The following is a 14,492-nucleotide window of genomic DNA, read 5'->3' as shown; positions in this document are numbered from 1 at the left end:
AGAAATAAAGATAACGAGAGAGGAGACGTCAAGTGAATGAAATTTTAAAAGGTATAGTAACATCGGGTACGCTCATCGTCGCAATCGGCGCTCAAAATGCGTTCGTTCTTAAACAGGGTTTAATGAAAAACAATATTTTTTGGGTAGCGCTAGTATGTTTCTTATGCGATGTGTTATTGATGTGTACGGGCGTACTGGGAGTTGGTACCGTCATTAAGAATAATACGTTTGCAAATGTTGGTCTTGCGATTGTCGGAGGACTATTTCTTCTCTTGTATGGATTTAAATCTTTTCGTAGTGCATTTTCGTCATCACATACAATGGATGTTTCAACAGATTCTAAAATCATGCCCATTCACAAAACGATCTTACTCACATTAGCAATCACACTTTTAAATCCACATGTCTACTTAGATACGGTGGTCGTCATCGGTGGTATTGCTGGGACTTTGACGTTTGATCAAAAAGTCAATTTCTTGATCGGAGCCTTGATTGCCTCATTTGTCTGGTTTTTTGGATTAGGATATGGATCGAGATGGCTCATTCCTGTGTTTAAACAACCAAAAGCGTGGAAAGTATTAGATTTTGGAATAGGATGCTTAATGTTCTGGCTATCGTATCAATTAATTCAGTTTGCTCTAGAACAAAGTTAAAAAGATATTTAAAGGGTTAAGGAGCAACTACAAGATATGAAGGACGATGAGATTTTATATTTAGTTGAACAGATGTCTGATGAAGAATACCTCTATCATGAAGAATTGAAGTGCTATACGAACGAAGGATCACCATCCGACTTGGCTTATGCAAGAGTCCGTCAATTTAGGGACGTGAATATGCTTCCGATATTGAACACTTTACTCGACAAAGTGAAACAAGCAGAACAAAAAAAACATCTTTATTTTATGATTGGAACGATTGGTATGAATTCGGGAGATGTTCGTGCAGGGATGTTATTGCTTGAAAAACTGGAGCAAGAGACAAAGCCGAGTCTTCTCGAAAGCATTTTGGAAGAACTAGTAAAACAACAATGCATTCCTGATACAGAACGAATCGTAAAATATATAGACGATTCTCGGTCGTCTGTTCGAGAAGCTGCGATTCGAGCATTGCGAGCCTGTCGAGATGAGATAGCAGAAGATGCGCTAATTCGTTTGATTACGACATCAAGTAACTCTTTTGATATCATGAGTGCTAATTTTGTTTTAGCCACGATTGGAACAGAACGAGCCGTTCCTTATCTGATTCCTTTATTGGATCATTCTCGAGGAGACGCGAGGCATTCGGCTCTAGCTGCGCTAAGTGAACTTGGAAATGGATCAGATCTTTCAATATTTTTGCATGGACTAAAAGATCGATCTAGCAAGGTGAGAGAGTATGCGTTAGTCGCAATTGAGCGACATGGTGATGAAGCAGCGATTGAACCGGTGATCAAACGTGTACAAACATTATTGAAGCGAATGCGACAAATAAAAACAGATGAAGTCCTAATCGCTCTTCGATTTTTACATCGATACCAGCATTCCCATCAGGCGATTCCTAAACTGTTTCATTGGATCATTCAAACAAAAAGAGAAGTCTTGTTTGACGAAGAATGGCAATGGATCGAAGACCATTTTACTTGCTATTGATGGGCTCGAGGATAGGTGGAGATAACAATCAATAAACAAACCTGACCTTCTTCACGTCTAGTGAGAAGTCAGACTTGTTTATTTTAAGAAAATCAGATGTCCTTTGATTACTCCAGTTCATTCTCCTCAATAATCTTATCCGACAGCTTTAACTGCTTACTCACATCCTTCACTTGATTTCGACAGAACTTCAGCTCAACTTTCTTTTTTGTCGAGACGTCATAGCAGGTGCCTTCACCGGATGATTTCGTCAAATCCGCTTCATAGTAATAGTCCTTGTAGCGAAACGAACCATCACGGAAGCCGGTCAGATTCGGTTGATCATCGACGAGGGATTGTCCCATCATATAGGACGTCTTAAGATTCAATAGATCAATGATTGTTGGTGCGATATCGATCTGTCCGCCATTCTCTTTCATGACCCGACCGGTTTGCTGGTCGGGTTTTTTGATGAAGAGTGGGATGCGGCGCTCGAGTTCAAAGGCAGCAACCGGGGACGAGATATCCGCTTTTTTGCGCATCTCGCTGTCTTCATTGACAAGTCCACTATCGTGATCGCCATAAAAGATGACGAGAGACTGATCCCAGAGATCCCGTTGTTTCAACTCGTCGATCATCTTTCCGACACCGGTATCGACGTAATGGACGGTCTGATAATACCGTTTCAGCATTGAATCCTCATAACCAGATAGATCAAGCGTCTGGTCTTCCTTGTCAATTTCATACGGTGTATGACTCGTCAGCGCGACTAAAAACGAGAAGAACGGTTCTTGCAACGTCTCCATGTGATCAATCGATTCGAGGAAGAACTGTTGATCGTTCAGTGCCATGCCGATTTTCTTCTCTTTTGAATAATCCTTTTGGCTGAAGAAGTGCTTAAAACCGATGTTCTTGTAGACATCGTCACGATTCCAGAAGCCTTTTTCGTAGGCATGCATCGCTGCCGTATCGTATCCGTTTTTCTCAAGTAATGCAGGGAGCGGCTCGAATTCATTCGTCGGATATCGCGTATAGACAGAGCCTGATTTTAATGGATAAAGTGACGTGTTCGTGATAAACTCAGCGTCCGAAGTTCGTCCTTCATGCGTCTGGTGGTAGAACGACGAGAAGTAGAGTGATTCCTTCTTCAATTGATTCAGGTTCGGCGTCACTTCTTCACCGTTGATGGTCTGGTCGATGACTGAAGCCTGGAACGACTCGAGCTGCACCAGAATGATATTTGGCGTCTGCTTCGGACCCGTTGGATTCGTCTGTTCCTTTTGATTGATGCGCTGTTGTTCCTGTGCCGTCAGTCCGTCGCCGGGTCGTCCAGTCACGCCTTTAAACACATCCCATCCGTGATAACCCCAAAAGCCAAACAGGTAGTAGTCACGCATATCGGAGATCGTTGCCGTCGGTTGACGCTCTTCCGTTAGCGTCCGGTACGTCAGTAGCGAAGCAGACAAGACGATACCACTGACTGCAAGGATTCCCGCCGTCCGGCGTCGTGTTTGCTTCGTCGTCACTTCCGGTCGTTTGTGGAAAACAAAAAGCAGTAGTACAAAGATCAAACTATCAGCGAACAAGAGGAAGTCTTGCGGTACGATCAAGGCGGTGAAGCCGCTACTGACGTCACTCATCTGCGTCATCTGTGAGAGGAGCGAGACGGAGAGAAAGTCCTCGAAGTAACGGTAGTACCACATGTCGGAAGCCAGTAGAAAACTGTGCGCGAGCAGTAGACCGAGCCAGACCCAGCGGCGTTTATTCCACGGAATCAGTAACGTCCAGCTCGACAGGATCAGCATCCCGGCCAGGTTCATGAGTGTTAAATGGAGCGAAAGATCAGTCTTTGTAAAGTAACTAAACAGCATGAACTTCAGCATGCCGAGTAACAGATAAAGGGTGTAGCGAATCGCCATGGTCAGTACTCCTTACGTGTGTCGTCACACGTTCTTTACCCTAAACGTTTAATGGTGGAACGCCCAGATGTGGACAGCCATGTTCGCTTGTTCCATGATGTAGTCGAAAAATTGGTCTATATTTCCTCTTGAATTCAAACAATTGACGTTAATTTGCGCAGAAAGCGGGAATAGAAAGCGTGTACGTCCATCGTCCGTCACTGTCTTTTAAAAAAGGAGCGAAGTCATGTCAAACGTGAAACTAGCGGTCATCTATTACAGCGCAACCGGAACGAACCATCAACTTGCCTCATGGGCAAAAGAAGCGGGAGAAGCGGCAGGAGCAGAAGTCCGCCTTGCGAAAATCAAGGAGACAGCCCCAGCAGAAGCGATTGCTTCGAACCCATTGTGGCAAAAGCATGCGGATGCCACACGTGATATCGAAGAAGCGACACCGGATCTACTCGACTGGGCAGATGCGATTATCTTTAGCGTCCCGACACGTTACGGTCATGTCCCAGGACAATTCCAACAGTTCCTCGACACGACAGGCGGACTGTGGGCACAAGGCAAACTCGTTAATAAAGTCGTCAGTGCGATGTCGTCGGCACAGAATCCGCATGGCGGTCAGGAAGCGACTGTTCTCGCAGTTTATACGACGATGTTCCACTGGGGTGCAATCGTTGCAGCACCAGGTTATTCGGATCCTGTCTTGTTCGCAGCGGGCGGAAATCCATATGGTACATCGGTCACTGTCGACCAAGACGGCAACATGGTCGAATCGGTCGAACCAGCCGTGCGCCATCAAGCGAAACGGACGGTTGAAGTGGCAAGCCGTCTCAACTCATAACATTACCTAATTCAAAAAGCGCCGGAATGCTGATTCGCATTCTGGCGCTTTTTCATATGCATCATGTATTTTGCGTCAACGGAAGTTCGACTGTGAACGTCGAACCTTGTCCTTCGATCGACTCGACATGGATTTCTCCATCATGCCCACGCGCAATTTCGCGACAGATTGAGAGCCCAAGACCAGTACCGCCGATTTGACGGGTGTCCGAATTGTCGACACGATAGAATTTTTGGAACAAGTTACTCATCGCAGAAGCAGGAATCCCGATACCCTCATCTTGAATCGCGACGGTGACACGTGACGCGTGTCGCGTCAGTTGGATATCGATCGTTCCACCAGCTGGTGAGTATTTGATCGCATTGTTGATCAGGTTACTGAACAATTGGCGAATCTTCTTCGCATCCCCTTCGACGATCAGCGGTTCGACGTTTCGGAATATTTCAATCGCGTGGGAAGACGACGACAGGCTATGCAACTGTTTCAAATCCCGAATCATCGCGACGATATCAAACGGTGCCATCTCATATTCCTGACGGTTTGCTTCCATCCGTTGCAGGTCGAGGAAGTCATTGATCAACAGCGAAAGACGTTCTGTTTCCGAATGGACCGCTTCGAGATACTTCTTCTGTCGCTTCGGTGGCAGGTCACGCTGAATCATCAGCTCAGTAAAGCCATAGATCGACGAGAGTGGTGTCCGCAGTTCGTGCGAGATCGTCGAGACGAGTTCGTTTTTGATCCGGTCAATCTCGACTTCGTTCGTCACGTCACGTAAGACGAGTAGAATCCCGCGGAACTGTCCACCATAATGAATGCTCTCGGAATACGTCTTGATGAAGCGTCGCTCGTGATCGATTGAGAAGGTGATTCCTTCACCGATTTCACGCTGAACGAACGTCTTTTTCAAGTAACGTTCGAATTCCGGTAGTTGGTCGACGCGATGCTTAAGTTGGACGACAGACGGAGTGATGTTCATCAGTCCGTTCTCATCGATACTGTCATCAACCGGATGGTCAAACAGATCGAGCAATGGTCGGTTGATCAATTGAATATCGCCTTCGGGTTCGATATAGACGATCGATTCACGAATCGAGTTCAATAGTCGCGCCGTTTTTTCCCGCTCACGTTCAATCTCGTCGAACGTCCGCATCCGCAAGAGTGACAATGCCAGCTGGCGCGCGAAGGCGGCTAGTTCTTCCTGCTCGTAACGATCAAACCGATCCTGATCGCGGGACAAGAAGATATAGGCGATGATCTCATTTTGACTCGGATCAAGAACCGGTGTGACAGCGCGTGCGACTTCGTCCTCGAACTGTGTATGCGGTCGTTTATCTTGTCGCGACTCACGCAATAACGGCTCAATCGTTGGCATCCAATCCTCGACTGTGAGCGGTGTCTGTGGATAAAAGACGATATCGATGACTTTTGTTCCTTCTTTAAAGATCAGTGCGCCTTGATCAGACTGCGTGATCTCAACCATCTTTTGGATGACAGAAGGATAAGCGCTGATGCTATCGCGCGACGCCAGTGTCTCCGTCAATTGATTCCGTAGACGCAAGTGGGACTCGTTCCGTTGCGTCAGTTTTAAGGCATCTTCGAGATTGACGTTCGTTGACATCAATTGATGTTTGTTTTCAATCAAAGCTGTCGCCATCTGATGGAACGATTTACTCAATTCACCAATCTCGTCAGCACGGTTGAGTGGAATCAACGGTAACGTATGCTCACCGCTAGCAAGAAGTTTACTCTCCTTGCTAAGAAGATGGATCTGTCGCGTCGTCCGTTCGATGAACGGGCGGACGATCAGCAAGATAACAAGGAATAGGACGAGCAAATTGACGAGCCAAATCCACTCAGCATACTTCGTCTGGGTGACGAGTTGTTCTTTTGCACCAAGTTCTTTCGCACGGAGACTACTCCGGTAGTTCGTGAACGTGCTCTCCATCGTGTTGACGCTTTTACGCATCGTCTCACTATTAGAGGCATTCATCTTGAATTTCCGGTTCGGGTCCCGTGGCACTTCTGGCATCATCGCCTTCAGACTCGGCATCTGCAAGAAACGTTCGTCGATCGTGCCTGACTGCTTCGCTTGAACATATTTAATCAAGCTTGGCATGACGAAGTTCGTATACGAGTTATAGAGCGACCGGATGTCAGACGCATAGATTTGATCCGCTTTGTAGAGACGATTTTTCTCAAACCAAGCGGTCTGTTGTTCAAGTGAGGCTTTTTTTTCATCAATCACGTCGAGCACGGCATCGTCACCGAAGACGATATAGCCCCGCATCTCGTATTGAAGGGACTGCCAATCGTCCCAAAGTTTCGTCGCTCGATCTTCACGTAAGCTGATCGCATCGAGCTCCTGTTTCGCATCCGTGACTTGGTGGTTCGTGTAAAAATAAGCAGCCAGGGAAGAGATCGATAGTGTGATAAGAATGAGATAAAACGACGACATGATCTGTCGGCTGATCTTTTGATTGAACCATTTTCGCATATGGATTATGGATGCTCCTTTGTCTATGTGTATCAAGCGTCGATTAGATGTATTACATTGGAATATTTGTTACCGTAATCGTACATTTTTTAGACGAATAAATATAGTCATAATGCTTAAATTATCTTCAAAGTAAGAGATTCAGGTTCACAAAGAAAACAAAGAACGACAAAAAAAGCAGAACGGGATTTTACTCCCATCCTGCTCCGATGTCCATTAATGATGTTCGACGACAATCTTCCCAATCGTTTTTCCGCTTTCGACAAGACGATGTGCTTCTTTTAGGTTGTCGGCATTCATGCCGATTAGCGTCTGTGTGACCGTCGTCTCGAGTGTATGCTCTTCGATCCATGCTGCAACTTGCGTCAGAATCTCATGTTGGCGGATCATGTCCTCTGTCGCAAACAGCGGACGCGTGAACATGAACTCCCAAACGAACGTCGCACTCTTTTGTTGGAGCGCACTTAAATCGAGTTTTTGATCTGTCTCGACGATGCTACAGATTTTCCCTTGCGGTGCAATTACATCGACCATCGTCTCAAAATGTTGGTCCGTCGCATTGAGACAGAAGATATAGTCGACGTATTTGTAGCCGAGGGCTTCCAGCTGAGGACGGAATGCCTCGTGGTGATTGATCGTATGATGTGCACCGTGTTCCTTCGCCCAATCAATCGTCTCGTCACGCGACGCCGTTCCGATGACGGTCAGCCCAGCGTGATTCGCGAGTTGTGTCGCGATTGAACCGACACCACCAGCAGCTCCAATGATGAGAATCGTCTTCTCGAGATTCGACTTAGCGTCAAACGTCAATCCGAGACGATCGGTCAATGCTTCATAAGCTGTCAGCGTCGTCAACGGGAGAGCAGCGGCTTCACTGAACGTCAACCGTTCCGGCTTTTTGGCGACGATCCGTTCATCAACGAGTTGGAAGTCACTGTTTGACCCAGGGCGCTGAATCGCACCGGCGTAATAGACTTCATCACCGACTTGGAAGAGGGAGGCATCATCGCCGACTTCAACGACGACTCCGGCTGCATCGTAACCGATGACCTTCGGGGCGTCTTCGTCTTTCCCGTGAACACGGACTTTCGTATCGACCGGGTTAACCGATACGGCTTTGATCTCAACCAATAAATCGTGTCCGGTTGCTTCCGGGCGTGGCAGTTCTAAATCAATCAGACTCTCTTGTTCCGTTAGTGGTAAGTGTCGGTGGAAACCGACAGCGGACATATTCGACATCGACAATCATCCTTTCCAGATAGGAATCGTTTCTCTCCATCTGTTCCACCCCCGCTCGGTCTTAAAACCAATTGCGAAACTTTGAAAACGGATTCCCCTTCTGTCGTCAACGGAAGAATGCTGGATAGATATGGTAGCATATGAGAGTAGCTATTATTTTTTGAGAAGGAGCGATTTTGTATGTATGACGTCATCTCTCTACCGGCAGGACCGACTCAAGTCACGATTGAACGTTACCTCGTCCATGCGCATCCGCACCCACGTCCATATCGACCCGCGCGTTTGATTGCCTTGCGTCAAAGTGGTGGCGTCATGCATCGACTGTATCGCACGGAGCGGGAAATCGTGCTCTCTCCGCACGAGGCACTTGCCCCACAAGTCCAGCGGCTCTCGTTCTCGCAACAGGAGCGTGTCCTTGCGTATATCGAAGAACGGCGCGCAAGCTTCGGTTTTGATGAAGGGGAGGAATACAAATTTTACTTACTCGAAGTAGCATACGAACTCCGTCACCTGCCACGAACGGATCGACCGATTCGGGCACATACCTACTATCAACTGGATGAGCTGTTGTCGGGTCGACCGCTCGTTTTGCGTGCTAGAAGTCAAAAGCGCTCCACATGAGACAGAAAAAAAGAACATAAAAAAGCAGTCCGCCTTTCCTGACGTTCATCGCGAGGAGGGCGGACTGTTTTTTAGAGTGCCGGAGTTGGCGTCGGTGTGACACCGGTCTTTTTATAAGCTTGATCGATGGCAGTCCGGATTTCCTTGACGGAGCTACCTTTTTGATAAGCGACAATCGACTGTGCTGCGATATCAAGACAGGTGCCGCACGTAATGCCGTGCGTCGTCCAGGTCGTGGAAGTAGCGGTCTGCTCTTCGATGAAGCAGTCATAGTTGCTTGTATGACCAGCAGATTCACCGCAACCACAATAACAAGGCATCTTCTTCAAGAGATCAGGATGTTTAGCGACGGAGCGGTAAATCGTCTGGATCGACTCATCCTGTTCGTTCAGAAAAGCGGGTAACGTGTCTGGTCCCGCGGTCTTCTCGAGTTGATCACCAGCACCGTGGCTGGCATGGTCAGCATGATCTCCGTGATTCGTCTGTTCTGTCTTCGGAGCACCCGTTTGATCAGCTGTTCCGCATGCGGCAAGCAACAGGCTGATACTAAGGGGAAAGGCGTAACGATATAGTCGTGTTTGCATAATGTGCCTCTCTTTCATCGTCTTGCCTTCATTATAAGGAAAGACGTATCCAGAAGGCGTGACGATTTGTTGACGCTTACTTGGCGAGTGCTTCCGTGATCGTCTCGATATTTGTTTGCATCATGCTGTAGTAGGTGTCGCCATCCTTACCCGGTGCACCGAGTGAGTCGGTGAAGAGAGTACCACCGATCGGAACACCAGTCTCCCTTGAGACGGTTTCCATGCTCCGCCGATCGACGCTCGTTTCGACGAACAGGACAGGGATATCTTGCTCCTTGATCGTATCGACGATCCGGCGGACTTGAGCCGGAGTCCCTTGATTATCTGAGTTGATCTCCCAAATATAATCCGCTTTGAAGTCATAGGCAGTTCCGAAGTATTTGAAGGCTCCTTCGCTCGTGACGAGATGACGTTCTGCTTTCGGAATAGCGGCAAACTGCTTTTTCGCTTCCTGATTAAGCGTCTGCAATTTTTTGATATAGGCATCGGCATTTTTTTCGTAGTCGGCTTTGTGCTTCGGATCTTCCTTGATTAATGCCTGCTTGACGTTTTCGACATAGCGGATGCCATTGCTTATATCGAGCCACGCATGTGGATCAGTCTCCGATTCTTTGCCCTTCGTCGTCAGGTATTTCGGTTCGACGCCTTTGCTTAAACGATAGACTGGTGCGTCAGACGCGTCTTTGCCAGTCGTTGCCCGGAGTTTATCGAACCACGCACCGCCGGCTTCCAGGTTCAACCCGTTGTAGAAGACGACGTCAGCATCTGCCATCGCTTGTACGTCTGCTGGAAGTGGATCATACTCGTGCGGGTTTGCCCCGATCTTGACCATGCTGTGGACATCCACATGTTCACCACCGACCTCACGTGCGAGGTCAGCGAGAATCGAATATGTCGCAACGACCTTCAGCTTCCCGTTATCTTCTGCAGGTGTCGAACAAGCAGCAAGCAAGATCGTGCTGAGGAGGACGAACAGAAAAAGTTTTACTTTCATACAGTAGACTCCTTTCGTTTCCGGTGACGCATCAGACCGTGACGTGGTGAGAAGACGAAGACGAGTGCGAACAACGTCGTCGCGACGAGGACGATCGACGCACCGGAAGATAGATTATAGGTGAAGCTGAAATACAGTCCGACGATGGCGGACAGCGTACCGAATCCTGCCGCTAGGAACAGCATCCTTGAGAGACGGTTCGTCAGTAAATACGCGGTCGCTGCTGGTGTGATCAGCATCGCGACGACGAGGATGATGCCGACGGTCTGAAGTGAAGCGACGGTGACGAGTGTTAGTAACGTCATCAGTCCGTAATGAATCCAACGCGTCGATAGTCCATAGGCTTGCGCCATCGTCGGGTCAAACGAGCTGATTAGCAACTCTTTGTAGAACAAGAAGATCCCGCCGAGGACAATCAATCCGATGATGACGGTCATCCACATGTCGCTCGGACGGACCGCGAGGACGTTACCGAACAGAATGTGATAGAGATCACTACTGCTACGCAAGAACGAGATCAGGATGATCCCGAGGGCGAAGGCGGATGTGAACATGATTCCGATTGCCGTATCGTTCTTGATGCGACTGTTCTGGCTAACGAAGCCGATTCCGAGTGCGGTCACGAGACCCGTCACGACAGCACCGATCAGGAAGTTGATTCCGAGTAGGTAGGAAATCGCAACACCAGGTAAAACGGCGTGCGAGATCGCGTCCCCCATCAATGACATTCCGCGAAGGATGATGAAACAGCCGATCACACCACAGATGATGCCGACCATGATGGCGGTGATCATCGCTTTTTGTAAGAACTCATACTGAAGTAATGCCTCGATGAACGTCATCCTTGTCCCTCCTTGCGTCGTTCGAATAGCGGTAAGCCATACGCTGGTTCGAGCCATTCCGGTGTCAAGATATCAGACGGTGGACCGACAGCGATCAGTTGTTTGTTCAACAGCATCAATGTGTCGAAGTAGTCTTCTGCTTTATGCAAATCATGGTGGACGACGACAATCGTCCGCCCTTCGGCTCGGAGTGTCCGTAAGAGCTCGATGATCATCTGCTCACTCGCGACATCGATGCCGACGAACGGTTCGTCCAGCAATAGTAGCTCTGCTTCTTGGGCAAGGGCACGCGCCAGAAAGACCCGTTGTTGCTGTCCGCCTGACAGTTCACCGATTTGGCGTTCAGCATGATCGGACATACCGACGCGTTCGAGACAATCCATGGCGAACGCTTTTTGTGCTTTCGATGGTCGTTTGAATAAGCCGAGCTTCGGATAACAGCCCATCAACACGACGTCCTGCACACGAACCGGGAAATCCCAATCAATTGCACTTCGTTGTGGAACATAAGCGACGCGTGACCGGACGTCTTCGAGTGATTGGTCGAGCACGCGTAACTGCTCGATACGAGCCGGGATCAGACCGAGGACGGCTTTTAAGAATGTGGATTTACCAGCACCGTTCGGTCCGATGATGCCAATCAACGAAGCGACCGGGAGGCGAACGGACACTCCGTCGATTGCATGGGTATCAAAATAAGAGACGGTGAGACGATCAACGTCAAGGGCGTACATGAATGATCACTCCTTTGGTTTTGTGGTATATAGAAGGAAAGTTTCCTTAGGGCAAAAAATAGGGTAAAAATTTTAACTCCAATCACTGGAAAAAGATTCGGTCTACAAATAATGTTTCCTTAAGGCAAACTTTAAAGCCATAGGAAACAGATGTCAACTGTTTTTCGATATCGATCGCGAATCAACTCGTGCTAAGATGAAAAGGCAGAATACAGGGGGTGAGGAGATTGCGTCAGACAGCAGAACAACAATGGAAGTGGTTATTGCTCGATGCGCTCGCGAAGGAAAAGCGGGAGCAAGCACAGCAAGTCATCGAAGAGGTCTATCCGTATGATATCGCGCAAGTGTATGAAGAGTTGGGCGAAGACGATCAGGCACGACTCCTCGACTATCTGGATCACGAGCGATTGGCGGATGTCCTCGAGGAGCTCGAAGGGGAGCAACGTCTCGCCGTCTTACGTCGTTTAGACGTCGAGCGTGCCGGGCACGTCCTCGATTTAATGGAGAACGATGACGTCGCGGATTTACTCGAGGAACTTGGACCGGAAGAGACCGACCGCTTGCTTGGAAGCATGCGGACGGACGAGGCTCTGATCGTCCGCAATCTCTTGACGTATCCACCGGAAACGGCAGGGCGCTTGATGACGAACCGGTTCATCTGGGTCGGAGAGGATTTCACGGTCGGTGAGACAGTCGAGAAGATGCGCGACTACATCGAATATTCGGAGACGATCAACTATGTCTACGTCGTCAATCAACTCAGTGAACTCGTCGGTGTCATCTCATACCGGGATGTCATCTTAGCTGAAAATACGGAACGGATTAGTGACGTCATGGAGACGAAGGTGATTCGGGTAGCGGCAGAGACCGACCAGGAAGAAGTCGCGCAATTGTTCGAACGCTATGATCTCGTCTCGTTACCCGTCGTCGAGGGCGACATTCTCGTCGGACTCATCACGGTCGATGATGCGCTTGACGTCTTACGGGAAGAAGCGAACGAAGACATCGAGAAACTCTCGGCGTCCGGTAAATCAATTGATTTCGAGACGAAGCCGTGGATTGCTGCGACCCGTCGCTTACCGTGGCTCGTCTTGCTACTGTTCATCGGGCTCGTCTCCGGATCGATCATCAGTCAGTTCGAAGAGACGCTCTCAAAAGTCGTCGCGCTCGCCTTCTTCATGCCGATGATTGCCGGGATGACCGGAAATACCGGTACTCAATCGCTCGCGGTCGTCGTCCGCGGATTGATCACGCGTGAAGTCGATAAGCGGGTCGCGACTCGATTAATCCTGCGAGAACTCTGGGTTGGTTTAATCATTGGTGTCATTTGTGGTATCTTGATCGCCGTCATCGCCTACGTCTGGCAAGGGAGTGCCGTCTTAGGACTTGTAGTCGGCAGTTCGCTCGTCATCACGTTGATCTTCGGGACACTTGCTGGAACGATCATTCCGCTCATCTTACATCGTCTAAAGATTGACCCGGCAATCGCATCCGGACCATTGATCACGACGTTGAACGATATCTTATCGCTCCTCGTCTACTTCGGGATTGCAACGGCATTCATTAGCCGCTTGATGTAAAAAAACCGAACCGATTCATCTTCGTCAAGAGGAAGGGAATCGGTTCGGTTTTTTCATGTGTGATCATTCGTCGTGCGAATCCAGATCGCGAGTGGACCAACGTCGTCAAAGCCGGATTCAAGCGCTGTGATCAGGTGATCGCCATACTCGTAACCGACGAGCGATTGACCGGGAAAATGTGCTGAACTCAAACGTGCGATATCATCCCATAAGCGTTCGTCGAGGTAATCGGAATTGACGTACGTCAGTCCGGTCGTCACTTGATTCGAGTAGGCGATGCAACTTGCTTGTTGCGCCTCCGAATAGAAGAATCGGACAGCGGGATGTTGCCATAACGTTGTGGGCAACTCCGGTGTTGCCTGGATAGCCTGGAAGCGAGCGAACTGATCGAGATCCGTCACGACGGACCAATCGACGGGAAGAGCACGGCGATCGAGTATGGCAGGGCGGGTCATCCATTCCGCTGTGAACAGATGACTGAGACCGGCACTCGAGAAATCATAGCTTGCCGTGCAGTCCTTGATACTGTAGGCATCCGTGACACCAATTCGCTGATGGGGAAGCCGGACCATCAGTTCCGGATAATAGCTTGGTACGTTTCCTTGAGCGTGCCAGGTCGAATCAGTTTCTGTCACCCGGCAACCGGCTGACTCACAGACGAGGCGACACCAATCGAAGTTATTTTGGATGGCAGCTTGGCGCATGGATCATTCCCCCTTATTCATCCTCCGGTTGTTTAATCAGGACATACGATAACGTGGCAATCAGTGTTAAGAACAGCCCGCAGCCAATCGTGATGTATGCCATCGTAAAGACCTTACCGAGCGTCGTCGTCGGAACGAACGTTGGATGCCCAACCGTACTTAATGTCGTGATACAAAAGTAAAGTGCATCCACTATCGACAGGTTTTCTTCCGTGCTATAGAAGATCGTACCGGAAACGAGTGTCAACAGGCAGAGAATCAATAGACCACGAAAGTAAGATAAGTGAAAGGCGCGGCGCAATCCCTTGAATAAGCGTGAAAAAATCGTCAGTACAGAAATCATGG

The 14,492-nt window shown here is 48.8% G+C and carries 14 protein-coding genes; 5 read left to right on the top strand and 9 right to left on the bottom strand.

The genetic code is table 11. The annotated features are described in order from the left end of the window. The first annotated feature begins 32 nt into the window (after nucleotides 1-32). Both KNQ12_RS07445 and KNQ12_RS07440 read left to right on the top strand, forming a co-directional pair. Nucleotides 33-653, top strand: a complete 621-nt coding sequence (locus KNQ12_RS07445) for a LysE/ArgO family amino acid transporter (RefSeq protein WP_023469585.1) — start codon at nucleotides 33-35, stop codon at nucleotides 651-653. Nucleotides 654-725: 72 nt separating this feature from the next. Next, complete coding sequence (locus KNQ12_RS07440; protein WP_214775420.1) at nucleotides 726-1,628, top strand: HEAT repeat domain-containing protein; 903 nt, start codon at nucleotides 726-728, stop codon at nucleotides 1,626-1,628. 107 nt (nucleotides 1,629-1,735) lie between these two features. Here KNQ12_RS07440 and KNQ12_RS07435 read toward each other — a convergent pair whose 3' ends face one another. Then, nucleotides 1,736-3,526, bottom strand: coding sequence for an LTA synthase family protein (locus tag KNQ12_RS07435; protein WP_214747194.1), 1,791 nt, complete (start codon nucleotides 3,524-3,526; stop codon nucleotides 1,736-1,738). Nucleotides 3,527-3,752: 226 nt separating this feature from the next. Between KNQ12_RS07435 and wrbA the strand changes: the two genes are divergently transcribed. Continuing rightward, nucleotides 3,753-4,355, top strand: coding sequence for an NAD(P)H:quinone oxidoreductase (gene wrbA, locus KNQ12_RS07430; protein WP_023469582.1), 603 nt, complete (start codon nucleotides 3,753-3,755; stop codon nucleotides 4,353-4,355). A gap of 61 nt (nucleotides 4,356-4,416) precedes the next feature. Here wrbA and KNQ12_RS07425 read toward each other — a convergent pair whose 3' ends face one another. Continuing rightward, complete coding sequence (locus tag KNQ12_RS07425; RefSeq protein ID WP_055969378.1) at nucleotides 4,417-6,849, bottom strand: HAMP domain-containing sensor histidine kinase; 2,433 nt, start codon at nucleotides 6,847-6,849, stop codon at nucleotides 4,417-4,419. 216 nt (nucleotides 6,850-7,065) lie between these two features. Then, the gene (locus KNQ12_RS07420) at nucleotides 7,066-8,079 is read right to left on the bottom strand and encodes a zinc-binding alcohol dehydrogenase family protein (protein ID WP_285222530.1); all 1,014 of its coding nucleotides are present in this window, start codon (nucleotides 8,077-8,079) and stop codon (nucleotides 7,066-7,068) included. A 189-nt stretch (nucleotides 8,080-8,268) separates the two neighbouring features. Between KNQ12_RS07420 and KNQ12_RS07415 the strand changes: the two genes are divergently transcribed. Further along, nucleotides 8,269-8,709 (top strand): hypothetical protein, encoded by a 441-nt coding sequence (locus KNQ12_RS07415; protein WP_174316686.1) that lies wholly within the window; start codon nucleotides 8,269-8,271, stop codon nucleotides 8,707-8,709. Nucleotides 8,710-8,780: 71 nt separating this feature from the next. Here the strand turns inward: KNQ12_RS07415 and KNQ12_RS07410 are convergent, their stop codons facing one another. The 4 genes from KNQ12_RS07410 to KNQ12_RS07395 form a co-directional block, all read right to left on the bottom strand. Then, nucleotides 8,781-9,293: a PCYCGC motif-containing (lipo)protein gene (locus tag KNQ12_RS07410; RefSeq protein ID WP_214747188.1), complete on the bottom strand. Its 513-nt coding sequence runs from the start codon at nucleotides 9,291-9,293 to the stop codon at nucleotides 8,781-8,783. Between the two features lie 76 nt (nucleotides 9,294-9,369). After that, the gene (locus KNQ12_RS07405; protein ID WP_214747185.1) at nucleotides 9,370-10,287 is read right to left on the bottom strand and encodes a metal ABC transporter substrate-binding protein; all 918 of its coding nucleotides are present in this window, start codon (nucleotides 10,285-10,287) and stop codon (nucleotides 9,370-9,372) included. Continuing rightward, a complete protein-coding gene (locus tag KNQ12_RS07400) occupies nucleotides 10,284-11,129 on the bottom strand; it encodes a metal ABC transporter permease (protein WP_029342804.1) in 846 nt (281 codons plus the stop codon). The genes KNQ12_RS07405 and KNQ12_RS07400 overlap by 4 nt, the downstream gene beginning before the upstream one ends. Continuing rightward, nucleotides 11,126-11,863, bottom strand: a complete 738-nt coding sequence (locus tag KNQ12_RS07395; RefSeq protein WP_214747182.1) for a metal ABC transporter ATP-binding protein — start codon at nucleotides 11,861-11,863, stop codon at nucleotides 11,126-11,128. The genes KNQ12_RS07400 and KNQ12_RS07395 overlap by 4 nt, the downstream gene beginning before the upstream one ends. 227 nt (nucleotides 11,864-12,090) lie before the next feature. On the opposite strand from KNQ12_RS07395, the gene mgtE reads away from it, so the two are divergent. Next, entirely contained in the window at nucleotides 12,091-13,443 is a 1,353-nt protein-coding gene (mgtE, locus tag KNQ12_RS07390; RefSeq protein WP_035395754.1) for a magnesium transporter, read from the top strand. A 53-nt stretch (nucleotides 13,444-13,496) separates the two neighbouring features. Here mgtE and KNQ12_RS07385 read toward each other — a convergent pair whose 3' ends face one another. Continuing rightward, nucleotides 13,497-14,147 (bottom strand): hypothetical protein, encoded by a 651-nt coding sequence (locus KNQ12_RS07385; protein WP_035395757.1) that lies wholly within the window; start codon nucleotides 14,145-14,147, stop codon nucleotides 13,497-13,499. A gap of 13 nt (nucleotides 14,148-14,160) precedes the next feature. Next, nucleotides 14,161-14,490: a potassium channel family protein gene (locus tag KNQ12_RS07380; protein WP_023469572.1), complete on the bottom strand. Its 330-nt coding sequence runs from the start codon at nucleotides 14,488-14,490 to the stop codon at nucleotides 14,161-14,163. Nucleotides 14,491-14,492: the final 2 nt, after the last annotated feature.

This window comes from Exiguobacterium sp. s11, from assembly GCF_018619015.1.
GTDB classification, from domain to species: Bacteria; Bacillota; Bacilli; order Exiguobacteriales; family Exiguobacteriaceae; genus Exiguobacterium_A; species Exiguobacterium_A indicum.
The sequence above is the reverse complement of the archived record's forward strand: the minus strand, read 5'-3'. Positions and strand labels throughout refer to the sequence as shown.

Excerpts from the sequence above, each read along its gene's own strand:
- KNQ12_RS07405 (WP_214747185.1), bottom strand. The coding sequence starts at position 10,287 with ATGAAAGTAAAACTTTTTCTGTTCGTCCTCCTCAGCACGATCTTGCTT.
- wrbA (WP_023469582.1), top strand. The coding sequence starts at position 3,753 with ATGTCAAACGTGAAACTAGCGGTCATCTATTACAGCGCAACCGGAACG.
- KNQ12_RS07415 (WP_174316686.1), top strand. The coding sequence starts at position 8,269 with ATGTATGACGTCATCTCTCTACCGGCAGGACCGACTCAAGTCACGATT.
- KNQ12_RS07380 (WP_023469572.1), bottom strand. The coding sequence starts at position 14,490 with ATGATTTCTGTACTGACGATTTTTTCACGCTTATTCAAGGGATTGCGC.
- KNQ12_RS07420 (WP_285222530.1), bottom strand. The coding sequence starts at position 8,079 with ATGTCCGCTGTCGGTTTCCACCGACACTTACCACTAACGGAACAAGAG.
- KNQ12_RS07425 (WP_055969378.1), bottom strand. The coding sequence starts at position 6,849 with ATGCGAAAATGGTTCAATCAAAAGATCAGCCGACAGATCATGTCGTCG.
- KNQ12_RS07385 (WP_035395757.1), bottom strand. The coding sequence starts at position 14,147 with ATGCGCCAAGCTGCCATCCAAAATAACTTCGATTGGTGTCGCCTCGTC.
- KNQ12_RS07435 (WP_214747194.1), bottom strand. The coding sequence starts at position 3,526 with ATGGCGATTCGCTACACCCTTTATCTGTTACTCGGCATGCTGAAGTTC.
- KNQ12_RS07410 (WP_214747188.1), bottom strand. The coding sequence starts at position 9,293 with ATGCAAACACGACTATATCGTTACGCCTTTCCCCTTAGTATCAGCCTG.
- KNQ12_RS07400 (WP_029342804.1), bottom strand. The coding sequence starts at position 11,129 with ATGACGTTCATCGAGGCATTACTTCAGTATGAGTTCTTACAAAAAGCG.
- KNQ12_RS07440 (WP_214775420.1), top strand. The coding sequence starts at position 726 with ATGTCTGATGAAGAATACCTCTATCATGAAGAATTGAAGTGCTATACG.
- KNQ12_RS07395 (WP_214747182.1), bottom strand. The coding sequence starts at position 11,863 with ATGTACGCCCTTGACGTTGATCGTCTCACCGTCTCTTATTTTGATACC.